Source organism: Streptomyces sp. NPDC019396 (assembly GCF_040632375.1).
Taxonomy (GTDB): domain Bacteria; phylum Actinomycetota; class Actinomycetes; order Streptomycetales; family Streptomycetaceae; genus Streptomyces.
The window spans coordinates 198,067-218,207 of sequence record NZ_JBEYBS010000012.1 but is presented as its reverse complement, the minus strand read 5'-3'; the positions used below and the strand labels follow the sequence as shown (position 1 = coordinate 218,207).

Sequence of the window (20,141 nt, the reverse complement as noted above, 5' to 3'; positions counted from 1 at the left end):
TGCAGGGGGGACCCTGTGGGAGAGTAGGACACCGCCGAACAATTTTTAGCCTCAACCCCCAGGCCTTGCCTGGGGGTTGAGGCATTTCTGCGTTCTGGACCAGTGGGGAGTCACTGGGTCGAAATGCTTTGACCCTCGGATCGCGCTCGGTGAGGATCAGGGCATGGAGCACAAGATTCGCGCCATCCGCGCTGATGAGTGGGAAAAGGTCCGGGACCTCCGGCTGGCCGCGCTACAGGACCCGGCCGCTCCGTTGGCCTTCCTGGAGACGTATGAGCAGGCAGTGGACCGGTCCGATGACTTCTGGCGCGAGCGGGCGAGCAACGGTGCCGAAGGCGTGTGGGTGAAGCAGTTCATCGCCGAGACGGCCGACGGGAGCTGGGACGGCACGGTGACCGTGCTCGTGGAACGGCCACAGGACGAGCCCCGGTTCGGGGAGCCGGCTACTGTCGAGCAGACGCACCTCGTCGCGGTGTTCGTCAGGCCGGAGGCCCGGGGCAGCGGGCTGGCCGACGAGCTGTTCCGGACGGCCGTCTCCTGGTCCTGGACCCTGGAGGACCCGCGGATCGAACGAGTGCGGCTGTATGTGCACGAGGACAACACCCGGGCCGAGGCCTTCTACCGGCGGATCGGGTTTGTGCCCAGCGGGGCGAAGTCGCCGGTGCCTGGGGACACCTCCGCGATGGAGGTGGAGTACGAGCTGCCGCGCGGGGTCGAGCTCAGCATCTGACGCTTCCGCGCGATGAGCTCAGCGGGTCGGGATGTCCTGACCCGGCCAGCGGGCCCGGCCCTGTTCGCGGGAGCGGAGCAGGGCGAGGGTCGGCATGCCGTGGTCGGCGCCGGAGGCCAGGAGTTCCGGCAGCAGGGGGAGTGGCGCCACAGCGGCGACATCGTCGAGAACAAGAGTGAGTGGTGGGTCGAGCCGACCGTCGGATGACCGTGCGGCCATGCGGCGGCCGTGCTCGACCACGCTCGAGGTGACGGCGGTCAGCAGAGGCATTGCTCCGGGGCGGGTGCGGGGATCCTCAAGGGGTTCACCCACCACGTAGAGACTGCCCCCCTCGACCAGAAATGATTCCAGTGCGAGCGAATCTGCTCGATTTGTTGCGCAGGCTTCTCTGATATGGATCGATGCCATACATGCCAGGGCACGTGCCGTCAGTTCCTGTGCCGTCTCCCGGCGTTCGGGATGGGCGGTGAGTGCGGACTCGAGCAGGCCGGCGAGTCCGGAAGCGGCCTTGGGGTGCGTACGGAGGATGCGTACGGGCTCATGGGCGTTGTTCCCCTGTGCCCAGCGGTGGACCTGCTTGAACGCCCGGCCGTCCACAGCCGCGGCGTGCAGCCAGCAGCGCAGGAGCGTTTCCGCCGTCTCGGCGACCGCCGTGTCGATGCGGGCGTGGGGCCGTACGGGGGCGAGCAGGGCGATCGACCGTGTGGCTGCGGTGTCGGGGTCCTCGCAGCCGGTCGTGGGGGACCAGTGGAGGCGCCCCGGAGTGTCGCAGAGGTGGCCAGGGTCGTAGACGAGGACGGAACCGAGCTTGGCACGGGCGTCCTTGGTCTCGGACCATACGACCGGGTCCGAGGTGACGACGAGCACCGGACCTTGTGCATCGAGGATGGCATGGACGGCGGATGGCCGGCGGATGGTCGGGTCTCCGTAGACGATACGTGGGGCGGTACGCGGCTCAGGGATGTCGCGCGGGAGGAGGACGGTCTGCTCCAGCGGGTGCTGCTCGGCTTCAGTGGTCGGGGCCGGATACGGAATCGAGGCCGGTGCCAGGGGCTCCGCCACCGGGACCGTGGGCCGAGCGGTTGCGGAGACCGTGCCGGTCTTCGTGCGCCTCGCCGCTCGTACCGCACGCAGGCGTGCCAGAGTGCCCAGCACGAACACGGCGAGCACCACCAGCACCATCAACTCGCCGATGAGCAGGCCCCAGAACAGCCCGTATCCGGAGAGCTGGCCCGCAGGGGTGCCCTGCCACGCGCCCGCCAGGTCGTGCGGTTCCGAGAGCAGCTCGCGTATGGCCACGGGGCTTCTTGTGAACGTCACTCCGTCCGGCCATGCCCCGTGGGCGAATACCCCGGCGAGGCCGGTGGCAGTCCAGACCAGCAGGGTCAGCCCGAGGAGGAACGCCAGCAGACCCACCAGCAGCCCGTCGGGGATACCCCGCTCCCCGTGTGCGGATCGGCGCTCGTCGTGTCTCGGCGTCCCGGGCTCGTGTCTCGGCAGCTCGCGCGGCATTGCGTCAGGCCACCGTTGACTCGGAGGACTCGGGCACGTCGTTGATGCGTTGCTGCTCGATGAGTGTCGCGCGCTCCTCCGCCTCCCACTCGGCGGCTCGTACGTCCTCCGGCAGCTCGCGGGAGGCGGAGGACTCCGTCATGGCCCGGTCCGTGTAGACCAGGGGTCGCTCCGCTTCCGTGACCAGATGTTTGACCACCTGGACATTGCCGTTGACGTCCCACACCGCGATACCCGGGGTGAGGGTGGGGATGATCTCCACGGCCCAGCGGGGCAGTCCGAGTACCCGGCCCGTGGCTCGTGCCTCGTCGGCCTTCTGGGCGTAGATGGTTCTGGTGGAGGCCATCTTCAGGATCGCGGCGGCCTCCCGTGCCGCGGCTCCGTCCACCACGTCGCTGAGGTGGTGGACGACGGCGACGAAGGAGAGCCCGAGCCGGCGGCCGAACTTGAGCAGCCGCTGGAAGAGCTGTGCCACGAAGGGGCTGTTGATGATGTGCCAGGCCTCTTCGACCAGGAAGATCCGCTTCTTGCGGTCGGGCCTGATCCACGTGTGCTCGAGCCATACGCCCACGATCGCCATCAGGATCGGCATGGCGATGGAGTTCCGGTCGATGTGCGAGAGGTCGAAGACGATCAGTGGCGCGTCGAGGTCGATACCGACCGTGGTCGGTCCGTCGAACATGCCCCGCAGGTCACCGTCGACAAGCCGGTCCAGGACAAGGGCCACGTCCAGCCCCCAGGCCCGTACGTCGTCTATGGCGACGTTCATCGCTGCCGCCGATTCCGGTTCGGGGTGGCGCAGTTGCTCGACGATGTCGGTCAGGACGGGCTGCCGGTGGCTGATGGCCTCGTTGACGTAGGCGTGGGCGACCTTGAGCGCGAAGCCGGACCGTTCGTCCAGGCCGTGGCCCATCGCGACCTCGATGATCGTGCGGAGCAGTGCGAGCTGGCCGGTCGTGGTGATGGAGGGGTCGAGCGGGTTGAGGCGGATACCGCTGTCGAGGGCGGCCATGGGGTCGAGCCGGATGGGGGTGATGCCCAGTTGCTCGGCGATGAGGTTCCACTCGCCGACGCCGTCCTCGCCCTGGGCGTCGAGCACGACCACCTGGCGGTCGCGGAACCGCAGCTGGCGCAGCACGTAGGTCTTCTCGAGGGCCGACTTGCCGTTTCCGGATTCGCCTAGCACCAGCCAGTGGGGTGCGGGCAGCTGCTGTCCGTAGAGCTGGAAGGGGTCGTAGATGTAGCCCTTGCCGCTGTAGACCTCCCGGCCGATGATCACACCCGAGTCGCCGAGTCCCGGTGCGGCCGTCGGCAGATAGACGGCCTGGGCCTGGCCGGTCGAGGTGCGCACGGGCAGCCGGGTGGTCTCGACCTTGCCGAAGAGGAAGGTGGTGAAGGATTCGGTCAGGGCGGTGAGCGGATCTCGCATCGGTTCAGGGCCCCTATCGGCGGATACCGGTCGCGAACGGCAGCGTGTTCACAAAGGCCCGGTGGTGTTCGCGGTCGCACCACTCCAGCTTGAGATACGACTTGCCCGCCGAGGCTCTGATCGTGCGCTTGTCCCGGGCCAGTGCCTCGGGAGTGCGCGACGACACAGTGATGTACCCGACGAGGTTGACCCCTGCCGCGCCGCTGGCGAGATCTTCACCCCGCTGGTCGAGCCTGCTGTGGGCGGCGATGTCGCGGGGGTCGACAGTGCGGTTCATCTTGGCGGCGCGGCTGGCGTCCGCCTCGTCGTTGGTCTTCTCGGTCAGCATCCGTTCGATGGCGACCTCGGTGGGCTCCAGGTCCATGCAGACCGCGACGGTGCGGATCACGTCGGGGGTGTGGACGAGGAGGGGGGCGAGGAAGTTGACGCCGACGGGGGTCATCGGCCACTCCTTCACCCAGGCGGTGGCGTGGCACCAGGGGGCGCGGGTGGACGACTCGCGGGTCTTGGCCTGGAGGTAGGTGGGTTCGACCGCGTCGAGTTCGGCGGGCCAGGCGTTCCGCTTGGTCATGGCCTGGATGTGGTCGATGGGGTGGTCCGGGTCGTACATGGAGTGGATGAGTGAGGCGAGGCGGGCCTGGCCGAGCGGCTGGCGCACGCGGATGTCGGCCTCGGCGAGGCGGGCGCAGATGTCGGTGAGCTCACGGGCCATGACGACAGCGAGGCCGGTGTCCTTGTCGAGCTTCTTGGCGCCGGACGCCTGGCGGGCGGCGCGGGCCATGGCGTGGGCCTCGGCGGCGAGTTCGCGGTTGTAGTGCATGCACGCGATGAGGTAGGCGCGGTGCTGCTCGCTGGAGGTGGACACCATGGACTGGAGCTGGTCGTAGGAGTCACGGAGCCAGCCGGGGGCGGACGAGTCTCCGCGCTGGGCGACGTCCTTGGCGTGGGCGTCGGGGTCGGCGGGCAGGGTGCGGGCGAGCATCTGAAGGCGGGTCACGAAGCCGTCGCCGTTAGCCACATGCTTGAGCAGGGTGCCGAAGCGGTCCACCAGGGCTTCCTGGTCCTCGCTGTCGCGGAGCCCGACGCCGGGGCCCTCGATCTCGATGGCGGCGGTAACGGTGCGGCGGTCGGCGTGCAGGAGCACGGCGATCTCGTCCGGGCCGAAGGGCGCGGCGAGCCAGTTGATCCTGCCGATTCCGGGCGGGAGGCCGATCTCGATTTCCCGGCCGTCGATGCGGGTACCGGCCTCCATGGCGGCGGAACGGTAGAGGGTGCCCTGGCGCAGGGTGCGCTTGTAGCTGCGGTTGATCTCGAACCAGCGGTAGAAGGTGCGCTGCTTGTACGGGACGTACACGGCCGCCAGCGCGAGCATCGGGAAGCCGGTGAGCAGCACGATCCGCAGGGACAGGACGGGGACCAGCAGTCCGCTCATCATGCCGAGGAACGCGCCGACGATGATCAGGGCGATCTCGCCGGTCTCGCGGTTCTTGCCGACGATCGCGTTCGGCCGGGCCCGGCCGATGAGATACGTGCGGCGGGGCGCGATGGGCTGCGACTGCGTCGTCAACGCCCTCCACCTCCTGTGTTTCCTGTGCTGGTGCCTGAGCCGGTGCTCTTGCGGTGGCTGTGCGGGGTGCCGCCGGTGCCGCCGCCTCCGCTACGGGGTGCGGGCGCGGCGGGTGCGGCGGAGCCGCCGCCCCCGGTACCCCGTGCGCTGTGGGCGGCCACCCCGCCGGCGACGGGGCTGGCGGGGCGCGGGGTGTTTCCGGACGACTCGCCCTGCTGGGCGCCGCGGCTGCTGTGGGTCTTGATGCCCTGGGACACGAGGGCGGCGGGGGAGCTGATGACGGCGGCGGCCTTGTTCTCCGCGCCGTTCTGGATGCGGTTGTTGCGGGAGGCGGCGATCTCGTCGCCGAAGCCCGGCACGAAGCGGTAGATCATCGCGGAGGAGAAGATCGCGAGCAGGATGATCGCGAGGCCGGTGACGACGGCGGAGAAGGCGTTCGGCCCGTTGTCCCCGGACAGGGCTCCGGCCAGCCCGAGCACGATGATGACGACCGGCTTGACGAGGATCACCGCGATCATGATCCCGGCCCAGCGGCGTACGTGGCCCCAGAGGTTCTTGTCGACGAGCCCGGAGTAGACGACGACGCCGAGCAGCGCGCCGACGTAGAGCAGCACGGCACGGATGAACAACTCGAGGTAGAGCACACCCGCGGCGAGCACGGTCACGAGCGACACGATGATCAGCATGATCGGGCCGCCGCCGATGGAGTCGCCCTTCTGCAGCGCCTGCTTGAAGCTCCCGAAGAAGACGTCGGTCTGGCCGCCGGTGCCGGATGCGATGACCTCGGTGATGGCGTCGGTGGCCGAGACGAGTGTGTAGAGGATCAGTGGGGTGAACGCGGAGGCGAGGACGGTGAGCCAGAGGAACCCGACGGCCTCGGACATGGCGGTCATGAGCGGGACACCGCGGATCGCGCGTTTGGCCACGGCCAGCAGCCAGAGGAGGAGGGTGAGAAAGGTGGAGGCGGCGAAGACGATGGCGTACTGGGCGAGGAAGGTGCTGTTGGTGAAGTCGACTTCCGCGGTGGACTTCACGGCCTTCGAGAGGGCGTCGATGATGGATACGGCGGCTTCGGCGCAGCCGCGGGCGAGGGAGGCGAGGGGGTCGAGGGCGCTGGTGGGGTCGGGCGCCACCGAACTTCCGGACCCGTTCGACTGGCCCTGTTCGCAGTAGCGCTTGGCGTGGCCGCGCAGATAGCGGCAGGCTTCGGCGCCGGTTTCGGAGGGGCTGGGCGTGGGACTGGGAGCCGCCGTGGCCCGGGTGGCGAGAATGACGGCGGCGGTCTGGATTCCCGCGAGGACCGCGAGCACCCGCGCGGCGAGTGTTCGGGTCGTGCGGGGACGGGAGAGAGGATGACCGGGCTGCCGGGGACGACGGGGATTACCGTGCATAGGTGAAGCCTCCGAACTCCTGAACCGCCTTGCTGATCTCTTCGGAGCCGGATGCGGTGAGGTCACCGGGGACCGGGGCGGGGCCGTCCTTCTCGGAGTCGTCGGCGACCTTCCAGTCGCCGCTTGTCCACTGGAGCTGGAAGGTCCATGTCTTCCAGGTGGTGCGGACGGGATCCTTCGAGCCTTCACCCGCCATGCCGACGAGGCCGGTGTACCAGACGGAGACGGTGGCCTTGCTGCTGGTGAAGGCGTCGACCTTCGTGCCCACGGGGATCGTCCGGGAGACGAAGGTACTGCCCTCGGGTGCGCTGCCGTCCGCGTCGAGGCCGAGCTTGGCGAGGAATTCGGCGGAATACGCCTCGTCTTGGGGAGCCTTGAGACTGGTCGCCGCCTGCGGGGTGTAGATGGCGTCCACGATGCGGTGCCGGTCCTCGCGCCGGAACATGTCGGCTGAGCCGAGCGCGACGGCGAAGTTGGACGCCGCGCTCTGTGCTCCCTGTTCGTTGTGTGCGTAGCCCTTGGGGATCTCGCCGTTCTTCCCCGCCACGGGCTGCACCCCGGTGGCCGCCGTCGGGGCGGCGGCGCGGGCCTGCTGGGCGGTGTCCGGGGCGGTGTCGGAGCTGTTGCCGCGGTTGGCGAAGGCGATGGCGGCGATCAGGAGGACGACCACACCGGCCGCGGTGACCAGGGAGCGGGAGTTCCGCAGGGGGCGGCGGGCGCCCCCGTAGACGTCGGTGACCGTGATGGCACCGGGCAACCGTGTGCGGGTCTGGCCGGTGCCGCCCACGTCCGTGCCGAACTCGTCTTGCCCGTCGTCGAAGTTCATGCCGCGTACGCCCCCTCAGCCGTCTGCGGTGCCGTGCCCTCGCTGTCGTACCCGTGCCGGCGGTCCTCGCGCCGGAGGCCCTCGTGCCAGCGGTACCCGCCTTCGTGGCCGGGGCCGTAGTACGAAGGTAGCCGTGCTGGTGTCCGCGCGGGCGCGGTGTGATGACTCGACATCAGGGGGACGCAACCTCTGCCGGTGGGTGCGACGGGCGGATGGTGGAGTGGGTGGTGCAGGGGTGGGGGGTGCGAGGGATGAGGTGAGGGGAGGTCAGACGGCCATTCCGTACACGATGGTGAAGAGGGTCCCCAGGGATCCGATGATGAAGACTCCTGTGAGTCCGGCGACGATCAGGCCCTTGCCCTGCTCCGCGCTGAAGGTGTCGCGCAGTGCCGTCGCGCCGATGCGCTGTTTGGCCGCGCCCCAGACCGCGATGCCCAGGCAGAGCAGGATGGCGACCGCCATCACGACCTCGATCATCACGCGAGCTTCGTTCCCGAGGGTTCCGAATGGGCCCCAGTTCGGGGCGATACCACCGATGATGGTGGTGATGTCACCCTTCTCGGCTGCCAGGATCATGTAACTCACCGCCCCTGTCGGGTAGTTCGACGCCCGTGCCGCTTGGCATGGGTCACGCTCTATCTTCGCTGATGAAACCGGTATCGTGCGCCGACTTGGTTGGTCTCTTTACCCGATCCCCGCACAGTTGACCGAACCGATCGCCTGACCTGCGGCGGCGCCGGGGCGATCCAGGTGCGAGCACCCGTATGGTCACTCTGTGTATCACGGAGGGTGACTTCGGGCAATGACTGTCGTTTAGGCACTTAAGGTGGCAAAGTGCTGGGACGTGGAGCGTGAGGGGTGACGGTGGGCACCCTGGGGCAGGGCGGGCCGTAGGCGCGTGGCCGGTGCCCGCCCTGCCGGGGCGTCAGCTCAGGCCCTGATGGCCAGCAGTCCGAGCAGAGCCATGGATATGGCGATGAGTGCGATGACGATCAGCGCGGCGATCGTTCCCCCGGAGTCGCCGGCCCGGCGGATCTTCTCCCCCACGTTTCCTGCGTTGCTCATGTGCTCTCCTGTGTTACTGGTCCCACCGTTGGTCGTCGGCGGGGTGGTTCACAGCCTTCCTGGCTGCGTCACACAGGGTAGTGGAGACCGGTCCAGACCACCGAGGTGGGTCGGAGATGGCTGTTACTTCGTCAACTACCAGGCCAAGGCCCGTTTTCAAGGTGCCTGATGTGCGGCTCCTGGGCGGTTTGGGACCCCCAGGGGTCGCCGCGCTACGGCTCCGTTCTGCTACGGAGGGTGAGGGGTCGGCTTACCGGGGCGCCACGAACAGGCTCTGGGCGCCGCGGCCGATGGGGCCCTTCTCGTCGTGGAGCCGGGAGTCCGCGAGGCCGATTCCGGCGGGGTCCACGTTCGTTCGGGCCTCGACGGCCACCCATTCGCCCACCGGGTGGCGGTGTAGATGGACCGTCAGATCCGCGTTGACGAAGACATGTCGGTTGAAGTCCAGGACGTTGCTGATGCCGTTCCCGGAGTCGGCGGCGACGAGCACGCGGTCCAGGGGCCGGATCTCCTCGTCCGCCAGGAGGGGCAGCCGCATCCGCATCCAGCAGGTGCCGGGCCCCGTTTCGCGGAAGGCTCCTTCGGTGAACCGGGTCTCCATCGAGGTGTGGTAGCCGATGTCCCACGGCACTCCGAAGAAAGGGGTGTCGGCGGCTTCGCCGGGCGACGGCAGCTGCGGCCCGTCCGCGACCGCAGGGCCGGGCTCCCCCAGGGTGCGCACCCGCAGTGCCCGGGCCAGCATGACCGGCGCCTCGCCCTCGGGGGCGAGGGCCGCCTCGACGAGCTCCACGCTGCGGCCGGACCGCAGCACGTGCACGGTCACTTCCAGCGGCCGTATCGGCACCGGCTTCACGATCTCGTAGGTGATCCGCGCGCTCCGCATGTCGGCCCGCGCGCCGGGCCGCTCCTCCAGGGCCCGCCCCAGCAGGGCCGCGGGCGGCCCCGCGTGCTGGGAGTTCGGGTCCCAGGGGCCTCTGGTGTGCTCGGTCGGCCGGAAGCGGTTCGCGGAGATCCGCTCGTAGAACGCCTCGGGTTCCGTCATGACGGGCCGCCTCTCCGCTGCGACTTCGCGACAGGTGCACGGCACACGCTACCTACGGGTAACCCCAGGAAGCCAGGGCCTCGCGATCTTGATCACAGGCAGGTCAAAGGCCAGGCCCCCGTCGGACGGCTGTGGCATGGTCCTCCGGTGGACGCACTCAAACCCCAGGACCCGCCGGTCATCGGTACGCACACCCTTCTTGCCCGGCTCGGCGCCGGCGGGATGGGCCAGGTGTACCTCGGGCGGTCGCCCGGCGGCCGGCTCGTCGCGATCAAGGTGATCAAAGACGAGATCGTCGACCACCCGGAGGCACTGGCCCGCTTCCGCCGTGAGGCGGAGACGGTCAGGGCCGTGCGCAGCGCGTACACCGCGAACCTCATCGACGCGTCGCTGGAGACCACCCCCTACTGGCTGGCGACCGAGTACGTGTCCGGGCCTACGCTCAGCCGCGCGGTCGCGGAGCGCGGCGCGTTCCCCGCTGACTCCGCGCGGCGCCTGCTCGCTGCTCTCGCCGAGGCGCTGGCCAGCGTGCACACCTCCGGTGTGACGCACCGGGACCTCAAGCCGCAGAACGTGATTCTTTCCCCGCAGGGGCCTCAGCTCATCGATTTCGGTATCGCGAAGGGCGCGATGGACGCGGCGCTCACCGCCACCGGGGTCGCGCCCGGTACGCCAGGATTCACGGCGCCCGAGGTCCTCATGCGCAATGAGGTCGGTTCGGCGGCCGACGTGTTCGCGCTCGGTGCGACGATCGCCTACGCGGCGACCGGGCGGCCGCCCTTCGGGCACGGCGAGATGGCGACCGTGAGCTATCGAGCCGTCCACGGGGACATCGACGTCGACGGGGTCGAATCCGCACTCGCGGGGTTGATCCGGGCGTGTGTGGCGAAGGACCCGGCCCAGCGGCCCGGCGCAGCCGAGGTGATCGAGCGCTGCGCCGTGGACAAGGCGCTGGTGGAGGACGACTTCTACGCCCCGCTCGCGGGCCTGGCCCAGCCGGCACTCCCGGCGTCGCCGCAGCGCGCGAGGCCGGGGACCATCCCCGCCGTCGGTGCGCCGGAAGGCGTCCACGAACTGCCGACGGCCGCGCCCGGATACGTTCCCACGTACATGCCCACGCAGGTCCCCGGGCCCGCGAACACCCGTCGGCCTGGTCTCCGCCCGGCGCTGGTCACCGGAGCGGCGCTGCTCGTCGCCGCCGGTGCGGTGGGTGGTTATCTGGCGCTGGATGACCAGGGCGGATGGTCCTCGTCCCACGCGCGGGCCGGCCGGACGCCTTCGGCGCAGCAGAGCTCGGGTGACAGGCCGAGCGGGACGCCCGCGTCCGCCGCCCCCGGCGCGACGGGAACGGCCCCCGACCGGATCGAGCCGAAGGAGCCGTCCCGGGACTTCTGGACCTCGGACGGGAACACGGGCGAGGGCTCCTGCAATCTGCCCGTCCAGGAGCGCTCACTGTTCCTGCTGAGCGGTGCCAAGCCGGTCGGCGGCGGCAAGACCGAGGTGAGCGTCTTCCTCAAGCAGCACCACACGGAGCAGTTGCCGTACTACGTGTCGGTCGCCGTTAAGCCGCCGCATGAGATCGACCCCGAAGCCGGGGAGCCCTACAAGGACCTCATGGCGGCGAACCTCAGCATCGGCTACACCAGCAAGCCCGTCGATCTGGGGTCCATGGCCAAGGCCGGTGAGGAGCTGACCCTCACCTACCCGGACGACTTCGCCTCGCACATCACCGACAGCACGGGCACCCGTCAGACCGATCCGGCCATCCCCCTGGCCAAGGACCCGGGGGACTGGACGGTGCAGGTGCTGCATGTCCGGGGGGTCAGGGACTATGCGAGCGTGGCGTGCACGGGCTTTGCCGTGAAGCCGTGAAGCCGTCGGCCACGGCCCCTCGAGGTATTGGGTCACCGGCCTTCGAATGGGGTGTCAGGACCCGTTCGATAAGGCACTGTTGAAGCGTGCGCAAAGTATGGATGGCCACCGCTGCCGGCCTGGGACTGTGTCTGAGCTTCGTCGCGCTGCTCGTCGTCGGGACGTACTCGGCGGCGGCCGGGCTGCTGGGGGCGCAGGGGAGCGGACAGCCGGTCGCGCTGGTCAAGGGGGCCGTCCCGGCTCTGTACCACTCCATGGTGCAGAAGTGGGGGACGCTCTGCCCCGCGATCAATCCCGCGCTGCTGGCGGCGCAGTTGTACCAGGAGAGCGGCTGGAACCCCAAGGCGGTGAGTCACGCCGACGCCCGGGGCATGGCGCAGTTCATCCCCAGCACCTGGGCGGCGCACGGCGTCGACGGGGACGGGGACGGGGACCGGGACATCTGGGATCCCGATGACGCGATCGCGTCCGCCGCGTCGTACGACTGCGAACTCGCCGGGTACGTCAAGTCCGTGCCGGGTGACCCGACGGCCAACATGCTGGCCGCCTACAACGCGGGCGCGGACCGGGTCATCAAGGCGGGCGGGGTGCCCCGGATCCGTGAGACCCAGAACTACGTCAAGATCATCCGTGCTCTGGAGGCGAGCTTCGCCAAGCCGGTGGGGCGGCTTGAGCCGTCACGGCAGGCGGCGGGTGCCATCGACTTCGCGCAGGGGAAACTCGGGACCCCGTATCTGTGGGGTGGCAACGGGACTCCGGAACAGGACGGGCGGTTCGACTGCTCGGGGCTGACGCAGGCCGCGTACCGGACCGTGGGCATCGAGCTGCCGCGTGTCGCCAACGACCAGTACAACGCGGGGCCGCATCCGTCACGAGATGAGCTGCTCCCCGGTGATCTGGTGTTCTTCTCGGACGATCTCGGCAACTCCCGGGCGATCCGGCACGTCGGCCTCTATGTCGGTGGCGGCTATATGATCAACGCCCCGTTCACCGGGGCCGTGATCCGTTTCGACAAGATCGACACGCCCGACTACTTCGGTGCGACCAGGGTCACCGAGGAAGGGGCAGCGGCGCTGCCGACCGCAGGTCCCGGGCGGTGACAGTGCTCTGACGGAGCGTCGGGCGATGTCCGAGACCCTGTGTGAAGCCGAGGCCCTGAGCTGCGCCGACGTATCACTCTTCGATAACGTCGCGGTGATCGTTCCGTGGAGATCCGCAGAGAGCGGAACGCACCTGCGGATCGGGGCGTTTCCCTGGTCGGCGCAGTACGTCAGGCAACAGGCAAGGGGCCGCGGCAGATGGCTGGACTCGGACGTGAAGGGACGAACTTCGACGTCAGTCTGCTCCAGGACATCAACGGGATGGCACGTTCGGCCCCGTCGTGGTTCGACCGCGCCATGCAGTCCACCGGTGAGCACGGGATCATGCTCGCCCTGGTCCTCCTCGTTCTGTGGTGCTGGTGGAGCGCGCGGCGGCTGAGCGGCGAGCGGGAGGCCGTGACGGCGCTGGCCGCTCTGGTGTGGGCGCCCCTCGCGGCCGGTGCGGCCGCACTCGTCAACATCCCCATCCGGGACTTCGTGGAACGGCCCCGGCCCTTCCTCGACCATCAGGGGATCGAGGTCCTTCTGCCCGGCGAGACCGGTTTCTCCTTCGTCAGCGGCGACGCCACGGTGGCGATGGCACTGGCCGTCGGACTGTTCATGGCCCACCGGCGCTCCGGGCTGGCCGCGATCGGGCTTGCGCTGGTGGCCGGGTTCTGCCAGGTCTATCTGGGGGTCCACTATCCGACCGATGTGGTGGGCGGGTTCGCGCTCGGCACGGCCGTGACCCTGTTGTTCGCCCCGCTCGCGCTGGCACTGCTGACCCGGCCGCTGACGGCACTCGCCCGGTCCGGGCGCGCCGGGTGGCTCGTACGGTCGCGGCGCGCCGCGGCGCGGAGGCGGCAGCAGGAACGCGAGCAGGACCTGGAGCGGCATGAGACGGGGCTGGCCGCCTGACCGGCGTCCCCGCTTGTCCGGTGCCCAGGTGCGCGGGGCCCTGAACCCTGAGCCGCTTCTGCGTCTTCTGCTCCTACGCCGCGGTCCCCGGCGCCGTCTCGTGCTCCTGCGCATCGGTCCTGGCCCGGTCACGGGAGCGGCGGGCCGGCCCCTTCCAGCCGCAGCTGCACAGGGCCACGCAGAACGAACCCCGTTCGGTCGTCCGCGTCAGATGCTCCCCATGGTCCCGATCCACGGACCCCACCGTACTTGCCGTGACGGCCCCCCGGTGCCCGTCGTTATCCCGGACGGGTGGGTCCAGGAAGGGGATGCCGGCGATGGTGGTGCTGCACAGGCTCAGGGGCGGGGCGTGTGCCGTCGCCGCCGTGGTGGGCGCAGGGATGGGGATGACCGCGACCACGGGATGTTCCAGCGGGGGAGACGCCGTGGCCGACGCCCGGCCCACCGGCGACCTCACGGCCTCCGTACGCAACGCCGCCGACGTACTGGCCCGTTACGGGACATCGAAGGCCCGCACCTCCATGGAGATGGCCGCGGGTGGCACCCGGGTGACCATTCGGGGCGAGGGTGGCTATGACTTCCGGCGCGGCATGGGCCGACTGCGGGTCGTCCTGCCGAAGGATCCGGCGGGCAGCGACGAGCACCAGCCGATCACCGAGCTGCTTGCGCCCGGTGCGCTGTACATGAAGGATCGCGGTGCCGGTGTGCCGTCAGACAAATGGGTGCGCGTCGACACCAGCACCCTCAAAGACGGCAATCTGGTCACGGGTGGTGCCACCGACCCCGCCGCTGCCGCCGAACTGCTGCGCGGGGTGCGGACCGTGACGTACGTGGGCCGGGTCGACCTCGCGGGCGTCAAGGTCACCCACTTCCGTGGCACCACGGACATCGGCGCCGCGGCGAAGGCCGCCTCGCCGGCGGTGCGGGGCGCGCTGGCCGCGGCAGCCAAGGGGTTCACCCAGGACACCGTGCCCTTCGACGCGTATCTCGACGCCGCGGGGCGGCTGCGCAAGGTGCGCCACCAGTTCAGCTTCACCAATCAGGGGCGCACGGTCGCCGTCTCCTCCACGACGCTGCTGTACGGGTTCGGGGAGCCGGTGGTCGTGGAACTTCCGGCGCGCCAGGATCTGTACACCGGGCGGGTCCGCGTTTAGGTCCGCCTGGAGATGCGCCGGCGGAGGGGAACGACCCGCGTTTCGGGTGGGTCGGTAAATGGTCCGGACGTGCCATGCGGACTGAGTGTCCCGCTCCCTAGGCTAGGAGCCGACACCGGTCGGAAGAGGTGAAAGCACGTGGCTCCGCCCAGTACGCCGACAGTCCAGGACCACGTGGCCCTCGCCGAGATCGAACTATGCGGTGAACTGATGATCGCCGCATCGGCTACGGACGGGGAGCGGCTCAGTGCCGACCGTATCGACGAGGTGCTCAACGTCGGTAATGTCCCAGCCCCCGGCGCACACTGACGAGCTTCACCCGGGCCGGTACGGGGCCCCGCGTCAGGTCCGCAGCATGCGGGCGATCGCCTTCGTGGCCTCCTCGACCTTGGCGTCGATCTCGTCCCCGCCCTTGAGCGCCGCATCCGCGACACAGTGGCGCAGATGCTCTTCCAGGAGCTGGAGGGCGAAGGACTGGAGTGCCTTGGTGGAGGCGGAGACCTGGGTGAGTATGTCGATGCAGTATGTGTCCTCGGCCACCATCCGCTGGAGGCCGCGGATCTGCCCCTCGATCCTGCGCAGCCGCTTGAGGTGCTCGTCCTTCTGCTCGTGGTAGCCGTGCACAGCGCGGTCATGGTCCGTGACCGGAAGTCCGGCGGCCGTCTGCGCGGCCTCGTCCGAGGTCGAGGCCGTGTCCGTGGTCGTCATCGCTGCTCCCGAAGTCCCGTGGTCGTCGCCCTGTCCGCTATACCCCTTGTGGGTATATGGTACCGAGCCCTGACGGTTGTGGCAGGGCCCTGTGCTGATCACCGTGCCCGATGGGCGACACTGAGGGAAGGCCGGTTAGCCGTGGCCGGATGATGCGCTTAGCATCAGCCTGACCGAAACCCAGCACCCCGAGGACCCCACGTGCGATTTCGTCTGACCCCCAGGGAGACGAGCTTCTACGACATGTTCGCCGCGTCCGCGGACAACATCGTCACGGGCTCCAAGCTCCTGATGGAACTGCTCGGGGCGGATGGCCCAGCCCGAGCCGAGATCGCGGAACGGATGCGGGCGGCGGAGCACGCGGGTGACGACGCCACCCATGCGATCTTCCACCAGCTGAACTCCTCGTTCATCACGCCCTTCGACCGCGAGGACATCTACTCCCTCGCCTCGTCGCTGGACGACATCATGGACTTCATGGAGGAGGCCGTCGACCTGGTCGTCCTCTACAACGTCGAGGAGCTGCCGAAGGGGGTCGAGCAGCAGATCGAGGTGCTGGCCCGGGCGGCGGAGCTGACGGCCGAGGCGATGCCGCACCTGCGGACGATGGACAACCTCACCGAGTACTGGATCGAGGTCAACCGCCTCGAGAACCAGGCGGACCAGATCCACCGCAAGCTCCTCGCGCACCTCTTCAACGGCAAGTACGACGCCATCGAGGTGCTCAAGCTGAAGCAGATCGTGGATGTCCTGGAAGAGGCTGCGGACGCCTTCGAGCACGTGGCGAACACGGTGGAGACCATCGCGGTCAAGGAGTCCTGAGGCTTCGTGGACACCTTTGTACTGGTCGTGACCATCGGGGTCGCGCTCTTCTTCACGTATACGAACGGCTTCCACGACTCCGCGAACGCCATCGCGACGTCCGTCTCCACCCGTGCGCTGACCCCCAGGGCCGCGCTCGCGATGGCCGCGGTGATGAACCTCGCCGGGGCGTTCCTCGGCAGCGGGGTCGCCAAGACCGTCAGCGAGGGCCTGATCGAGACGCCCAAGGGCGACCGGGGCATGGGCATCCTGTTCGCAGCGCTGGTCGGCGCGATCATCTGGAATCTGGTCACCTGGTACTTCGGACTGCCGTCGTCGTCCTCGCACGCGCTGTTCGGCGGCATGGTGGGCGCGGCGCTGGCGGGCGGGACCGAGGTGATCTGGGGCGGGGTGCTCGACAAGGTCGTCATCCCGATGTTCGTGTCACCGGTGGTCGGCCTGCTCGCGGGCTATCTGGTGATGTGCGCGATCATGTGGATGTTCCGCAGGGCGAACCCGTCCAGGGCGAAGCGTGGCTTCCGCATAGCCCAGACGGTTTCGGCGGCCGGGATGGCGCTCGGCCATGGGCTGCAGGACGCCCAGAAGACGATGGGCATCGTGGTGATGGCCCTGGTCATCGCGGATGTCGAGGACTTCGGAGACCCGATCCCGGTGTGGGTGAAGATCGTCTGCGCGGTCATGCTGTCGCTGGGTACGTACGCGGGCGGCTGGCGCATCATGCGGACCCTGGGCCGCAAGATCATCGAACTGGATCCTCCGCAGGGGTTCGCCGCCGAGACGACGGGGGCGGCGATCATGTTCGGCTCGGCGTTCCTGTTCCACGCGCCGATCTCGACCACGCATGTCATCACCTCCGCGATCATGGGCGTCGGCGCGACGAAGCGAATCAACGCGGTGCGGTGGGGCGTCGCGAAGAACATCGTCCTCGGCTGGTTCATCACGATGCCGGCTGCGGCAGTGGTGGCGGCGGTCAGCTTCTGGATCGTGAACCTGGCCTTCGGCTAGGTCGCCTCCTTCAGGATTTCCGGGCTCGCCCGTCACCGTTGAGTGAACGCAAAACGTCGGCCCCCTCTCCTCGGAGGAGAGGGGGCCGACTGTTTCACCTCGCGGTGGCACCGCCATGCAGCACCGCGAGGCAGCCCTGAAGGCCGGCCTAGCCGAAGCGGCCCGAGATGTAGTCCTCGGTCGCCTGGACCGACGGGTTCGAGAAGATCCGCTCGGTCTCGTCTATCTCGATCAGCCGGCCCGGCTGACCGACCGCGGCCAGGTTGAAGAACGCCGTCCGGTCGGAGACCCGCGCGGCCTGCTGCATGTTGTGCGTCACGATGACGATCGTGAAGCGCTCCTTCAGCTCACCGATCAGGTCCTCGATCGCGAGCGTCGAGATCGGGTCCAGCGCCGAGCAGGGCTCGTCCATCAGCAGGACGTCCGGCTCGACCGCGATGGCGCGGGCGATGCACAGGCGCTGCTGCTGGCCGCCGGAGAGGCCGGAGCCGGGCTTGTTGAGGCGGTCCTTGACCTCGTTCCAGAGGTTCGCACCCTTGAGCGAGCGCTCCACGATGTCGGCGAGCGCGCGCTTGTTGTACTTGCCGTTGAGCCGAAGGCCCGCCGCGACGTTGTCGTAGATCGACATGGTGGGGAAGGGGTTCGGCCGCTGGAAGACCATGCCGACCGTGCGGCGCACGGCGACCGGGTCGACGCCGGAGCCGTAGAGGTTCTCGTCGTCCAGCATCACCTTGCCCTCGACGCGGCCACCCGGGGTGACCTCGTGCATACGGTTCAGGGTGCGCAGGAACGTGGACTTGCCGCAGCCGGAGGGGCCGATGAAGGCCGTCACCGAGCGGGGCTCCACGGTCATCGAGATGTCCTCGATCGCCTTGTGGGAGCCGTAGAAGGCGGAGAGTCCGCTGACGTCAATTCGCTTGGCCATGAGAGATCACTTCCAGATCGCCGCGTCAGCGGCCGGTCTTCGGGGCCTTCCAGCGGGCGATGCCGCGTGCCACCAGGTTGAGGAGCATGACGAAGGCGATCAGCACGAGGGCGGCTGACCAGGCGCGGTCGTAGGACGCCTCGCTGCCGACCCGGTACTGCTCCCAGATGTAGTAGGGGAGCGAGGACTGGGCGCCTTCGAAGGGGTTGTTGTTGATCAGCTGGTTGCCGAAGACGAGCAGCATGATCGGGGCGGTCTCACCGGCGATACGGGCGACGGCGAGCATCACACCGGTGGTGATACCGCCGACCGCGGTCGGGATGACCACCTTGAGGATCGTGCGGTACTTCGGGACGCCGAGCGCAAGCGAGGCCTCACGCAGCTCGTTGGGGACGAGCTTGAGCATCTCCTCGGTGGAGCGGACCACGACCGGGATCATCAGGATGGTCAGGGCCAGCGCGCCCATGAATCCGGACGGCTCCAGGTCGGCCAGCAGCATGATCGACAGGATGAACAGGCCCGCCACGATCGACGGGATACCCGTCATGACGTCCACGAAGAAGGTGACGGCCTTGGCGAGCGCGCCCCTGCCGTACTCGACGAGGTAGACCGCGGTCAGCAGCCCGACCGGCACGGAGATCAGGGTGGCGAGGCCGACCTGCTCCAGGGTCCCGATGATGGCGTGGTAGACACCGCCGCCGGGCTCGAAGCCGGGGACGCCGGCCATCGAGTGGCTGAGGAAGTAGCCGTCGAGGGCCTTGATACCGCGGCTGACGGTGACCCAGATCAGCGAGAGCAGCGGGATCACGGCGAGCACGAAGCAGACCCAGACGACGCTGGTGGCGAGCCGGTCCTTGGCCTGGCGGGCGTTCTCGACCACCGAGGTGGTGATGTACGAGATCGCGACGAACAGCAGCGCGGCGATCAAGCCCCACTGCACCCGGCTCTCCAGACCGGCCACCGCGCCGATGCCGACGCCGAGGGCGATCGACAGCACGGCGAAGGCGGGCTGGGCCCAGCGGGGCAGCCCGCGGCGGCTGAGTGTGTTCCGGCGCGCGGGCGCGGAGGGGCGGGAGTCCTTTATGGCGGTGTGGCTCATCAGGCGTTCGCCCCCGAGTACTCCTTGCGGCGCGCGATGATCATGCGCGCGGCACCGTTGACCAGCAGGGTGAGGACGAAGAGGACCAGACCGGAGGCGATCAGCGCGTCACGGCCGAACTCGTTGGCCTCGTCGAACTTCGCGGCGATGTTCTGGGCGAACGTGCCGCCGCCCGGGTTCAGGATGTGCAGGGAGATCAGGAAACTCGGGGAGAGCACGGTCGCGACGGCCATGGTCTCGCCGAGCGCGCGGCCGAGGCCCAGCATCGAGGCGGAGATGACGCCGGAGCGGCCGAAGGGCAGCACCGACATCCGGATGACCTCCCAGCGGGTGGCGCCGAGGGCCAGAGCAGCCTCCTCGTTCATCCGCGGGACCTGGAGGAAGACCTCGCGGCTGACGCTGGTGACGATCGGCAGCACCATGATCGCCAGCAGGATGCCCACGGTGAACAGTGAGCGCGGCACACCGATCTCGGTCTTCTCGAACACGTAGGTCCAGCCGAGGAACTCGTCGAGCCAGAGGTTCAGGCCCTCAAGGTACGGGACCAGGAAGAGGGCGCCCCAGATGCCGTAGATGATCGAGGGCACCGCGGCCAGCAGGTCGACCACGTAGGCGAGCGGTGCGGCGACGCGGCGCGGGGCGTAGTGGGAGATGAACAGCGCGATGCCGACAGCGATCGGGACCGCGATGGCCATCGCGATGATCGAGCTGACGACCGTGCCGAAGAGCAGGACGGCGATGCCGAAGACCGGCGGGTCGCCGGCCGGGTTCCAGTCGAAGGTGGTGAAGAAGTTGCCTTCGTCCTTGGAGATCGCGAGCGAGGCGCGGTAGGCGAGGAACACGGCGATCGACGCCATGATCACAAGCAGCAGAATGCCCGAGCCCCGGGAGAGGCCCAGGAAGACCTTGTCGCCCGCGCGGCCGGTGGAAGTGGCCCGGCGCGAGGCGGCCGGCTTGGCCGGCGGTGTCTCTATGGGTGTCGTGGAAGCCATGATCT

The 20,141-nt window shown here is 69.0% G+C and carries 21 protein-coding genes; 8 read left to right on the top strand and 13 right to left on the bottom strand.

The genetic code is table 11. The annotated features are described in order from the left end of the window. Positions 1-163: 163 nt before the first annotated feature. Entirely contained in the window at positions 164-730 is a 567-nt protein-coding gene (locus tag ABZ532_RS16730) for a GNAT family N-acetyltransferase (protein WP_361283294.1), read from the top strand. 18 nt (positions 731-748) lie between these two features. On the opposite strand, the gene ABZ532_RS16725 is transcribed toward ABZ532_RS16730, so the two are convergent. The 8 genes from ABZ532_RS16725 to ABZ532_RS16690 all read right to left on the bottom strand — a co-directional run bounded on the left by ABZ532_RS16725 (position 749) and on the right by ABZ532_RS16690 (position 9,562). Further along, on the bottom strand, positions 749-2,242 hold the full coding sequence (locus ABZ532_RS16725; RefSeq protein ID WP_361283292.1) for a type VI secretion protein: 1,494 nt from the start codon (positions 2,240-2,242) through the stop codon (positions 749-751). 4 nt (positions 2,243-2,246) lie between these two features. Beyond that, positions 2,247-3,671 carry an ATP-binding protein gene (locus ABZ532_RS16720; RefSeq protein ID WP_361283290.1) on the bottom strand — a complete coding sequence of 475 codons (1,425 nt, stop codon included), beginning with the start codon at positions 3,669-3,671 and terminating at the stop codon, positions 2,247-2,249. A 13-nt stretch (positions 3,672-3,684) separates the two neighbouring features. Continuing rightward, positions 3,685-5,238 (bottom strand): SCO6880 family protein, encoded by a 1,554-nt coding sequence (locus ABZ532_RS16715; protein WP_361283288.1) that lies wholly within the window; start codon positions 5,236-5,238, stop codon positions 3,685-3,687. Beyond that, entirely contained in the window at positions 5,235-6,548 is a 1,314-nt protein-coding gene (locus ABZ532_RS16710; RefSeq protein ID WP_361283324.1) for a hypothetical protein, read from the bottom strand. Before ABZ532_RS16710 ends, ABZ532_RS16715 begins: the two co-directional genes overlap by 4 nt. A 70-nt stretch (positions 6,549-6,618) precedes the next feature. Continuing rightward, positions 6,619-7,455: a hypothetical protein gene (locus ABZ532_RS16705; RefSeq protein WP_361283286.1), complete on the bottom strand. Its 837-nt coding sequence runs from the start codon at positions 7,453-7,455 to the stop codon at positions 6,619-6,621. A 267-nt stretch (positions 7,456-7,722) separates the two neighbouring features. Next, positions 7,723-8,031 carry a hypothetical protein gene (locus tag ABZ532_RS16700; RefSeq protein WP_338671865.1) on the bottom strand — a complete coding sequence of 103 codons (309 nt, stop codon included), beginning with the start codon at positions 8,029-8,031 and terminating at the stop codon, positions 7,723-7,725. Between the two features lie 354 nt (positions 8,032-8,385). Further along, positions 8,386-8,520: a hypothetical protein gene (locus ABZ532_RS16695; RefSeq protein WP_361283284.1), complete on the bottom strand. Its 135-nt coding sequence runs from the start codon at positions 8,518-8,520 to the stop codon at positions 8,386-8,388. A gap of 250 nt (positions 8,521-8,770) precedes the next feature. Next, positions 8,771-9,562 carry a thioesterase family protein gene (locus ABZ532_RS16690; RefSeq protein ID WP_361283282.1) on the bottom strand — a complete coding sequence of 264 codons (792 nt, stop codon included), beginning with the start codon at positions 9,560-9,562 and terminating at the stop codon, positions 8,771-8,773. A 147-nt stretch (positions 9,563-9,709) separates the two neighbouring features. Here ABZ532_RS16690 and ABZ532_RS16685 point away from each other — a divergent pair, with 147 nt between their 5' ends. From ABZ532_RS16685 to ABZ532_RS16675, 3 genes are all read left to right on the top strand, one after another. Next, a complete protein-coding gene (locus ABZ532_RS16685; RefSeq protein WP_361283280.1) occupies positions 9,710-11,434 on the top strand; it encodes a serine/threonine-protein kinase in 1,725 nt (574 codons plus the stop codon). 86 nt (positions 11,435-11,520) lie between these two features. Then, complete coding sequence (locus tag ABZ532_RS16680) at positions 11,521-12,534, top strand: bifunctional lytic transglycosylase/C40 family peptidase (RefSeq protein WP_361283278.1); 1,014 nt, start codon at positions 11,521-11,523, stop codon at positions 12,532-12,534. Between the two features lie 198 nt (positions 12,535-12,732). Further along, on the top strand, positions 12,733-13,431 hold the full coding sequence (locus ABZ532_RS16675; protein WP_361283276.1) for a phosphatase PAP2 family protein: 699 nt from the start codon (positions 12,733-12,735) through the stop codon (positions 13,429-13,431). A gap of 73 nt (positions 13,432-13,504) precedes the next feature. Here the strand turns inward: ABZ532_RS16675 and ABZ532_RS16670 are convergent, their stop codons facing one another. Further along, positions 13,505-13,666, bottom strand: coding sequence for a hypothetical protein (locus tag ABZ532_RS16670; RefSeq protein ID WP_361283328.1), 162 nt, complete (start codon positions 13,664-13,666; stop codon positions 13,505-13,507). Positions 13,667-13,748: 82 nt separating this feature from the next. Between ABZ532_RS16670 and ABZ532_RS16665 the strand changes: the two genes are divergently transcribed. After that, positions 13,749-14,585 (top strand): hypothetical protein, encoded by an 837-nt coding sequence (locus ABZ532_RS16665; protein ID WP_361283274.1) that lies wholly within the window; start codon positions 13,749-13,751, stop codon positions 14,583-14,585. A 138-nt stretch (positions 14,586-14,723) separates the two neighbouring features. Beyond that, the gene (locus ABZ532_RS16660; RefSeq protein WP_361283272.1) at positions 14,724-14,894 is read left to right on the top strand and encodes a hypothetical protein; all 171 of its coding nucleotides are present in this window, start codon (positions 14,724-14,726) and stop codon (positions 14,892-14,894) included. A gap of 33 nt (positions 14,895-14,927) precedes the next feature. Here ABZ532_RS16660 and ABZ532_RS16655 read toward each other — a convergent pair whose 3' ends face one another. Next, a complete protein-coding gene (locus ABZ532_RS16655) occupies positions 14,928-15,293 on the bottom strand; it encodes a metal-sensitive transcriptional regulator (RefSeq protein WP_361283270.1) in 366 nt (121 codons plus the stop codon). Positions 15,294-15,494: 201 nt separating this feature from the next. Between ABZ532_RS16655 and ABZ532_RS16650 the strand changes: the two genes are divergently transcribed. Beyond that, on the top strand, positions 15,495-16,115 hold the full coding sequence (locus ABZ532_RS16650; RefSeq protein WP_093661211.1) for a DUF47 family protein: 621 nt from the start codon (positions 15,495-15,497) through the stop codon (positions 16,113-16,115). A 6-nt stretch (positions 16,116-16,121) separates the two neighbouring features. After that, positions 16,122-17,120: an inorganic phosphate transporter gene (locus ABZ532_RS16645; protein WP_361283268.1), complete on the top strand. Its 999-nt coding sequence runs from the start codon at positions 16,122-16,124 to the stop codon at positions 17,118-17,120. Between the two features lie 148 nt (positions 17,121-17,268). On the opposite strand, the gene pstB is transcribed toward ABZ532_RS16645, so the two are convergent. The 3 genes from pstB to pstC are packed head-to-tail and all read right to left on the bottom strand — an operon-like array spanning position 17,269 to position 20,136. Next, entirely contained in the window at positions 17,269-18,045 is a 777-nt protein-coding gene (gene pstB / locus ABZ532_RS16640; RefSeq protein WP_361283266.1) for a phosphate ABC transporter ATP-binding protein PstB, read from the bottom strand. Between the two features lie 25 nt (positions 18,046-18,070). After that, positions 18,071-19,144, bottom strand: coding sequence for a phosphate ABC transporter permease PstA (gene pstA, locus ABZ532_RS16635; protein ID WP_361283265.1), 1,074 nt, complete (start codon positions 19,142-19,144; stop codon positions 18,071-18,073). After that, complete coding sequence (gene pstC / locus ABZ532_RS16630) at positions 19,144-20,136, bottom strand: phosphate ABC transporter permease subunit PstC (RefSeq protein ID WP_361283263.1); 993 nt, start codon at positions 20,134-20,136, stop codon at positions 19,144-19,146. The genes pstA and pstC overlap by 1 nt, the downstream gene beginning before the upstream one ends. Between the last annotated feature and the right edge of the window lie 5 nt (positions 20,137-20,141).

Bases quoted from the DNA above. Each gene is read 5' to 3' on its own strand.
- ABZ532_RS16730 (WP_361283294.1), top strand. From the start codon at position 164: ATGGAGCACAAGATTCGCGCCATCCGCGCTGATGAGTGGGAAAAGGTC.
- ABZ532_RS16725 (WP_361283292.1), bottom strand. From the start codon at position 2,242: ATGCCGCGCGAGCTGCCGAGACACGAGCCCGGGACGCCGAGACACGAC.
- ABZ532_RS16720 (WP_361283290.1), bottom strand. From the start codon at position 3,671: ATGCGAGATCCGCTCACCGCCCTGACCGAATCCTTCACCACCTTCCTC.
- ABZ532_RS16705 (WP_361283286.1), bottom strand. From the start codon at position 7,455: ATGAACTTCGACGACGGGCAAGACGAGTTCGGCACGGACGTGGGCGGC.
- ABZ532_RS16700 (WP_338671865.1), bottom strand. From the start codon at position 8,031: ATGATCCTGGCAGCCGAGAAGGGTGACATCACCACCATCATCGGTGGT.
- ABZ532_RS16695 (WP_361283284.1), bottom strand. From the start codon at position 8,520: ATGAGCAACGCAGGAAACGTGGGGGAGAAGATCCGCCGGGCCGGCGAC.
- ABZ532_RS16690 (WP_361283282.1), bottom strand. From the start codon at position 9,562: ATGACGGAACCCGAGGCGTTCTACGAGCGGATCTCCGCGAACCGCTTC.
- ABZ532_RS16675 (WP_361283276.1), top strand. From the start codon at position 12,733: ATGGCTGGACTCGGACGTGAAGGGACGAACTTCGACGTCAGTCTGCTC.
- ABZ532_RS16665 (WP_361283274.1), top strand. From the start codon at position 13,749: ATGGTGGTGCTGCACAGGCTCAGGGGCGGGGCGTGTGCCGTCGCCGCC.
- ABZ532_RS16655 (WP_361283270.1), bottom strand. From the start codon at position 15,293: ATGACGACCACGGACACGGCCTCGACCTCGGACGAGGCCGCGCAGACG.
- pstB (WP_361283266.1), bottom strand. From the start codon at position 18,045: ATGGCCAAGCGAATTGACGTCAGCGGACTCTCCGCCTTCTACGGCTCC.
- pstA (WP_361283265.1), bottom strand. From the start codon at position 19,144: ATGAGCCACACCGCCATAAAGGACTCCCGCCCCTCCGCGCCCGCGCGC.
- pstC (WP_361283263.1), bottom strand. From the start codon at position 20,136: ATGGCTTCCACGACACCCATAGAGACACCGCCGGCCAAGCCGGCCGCC.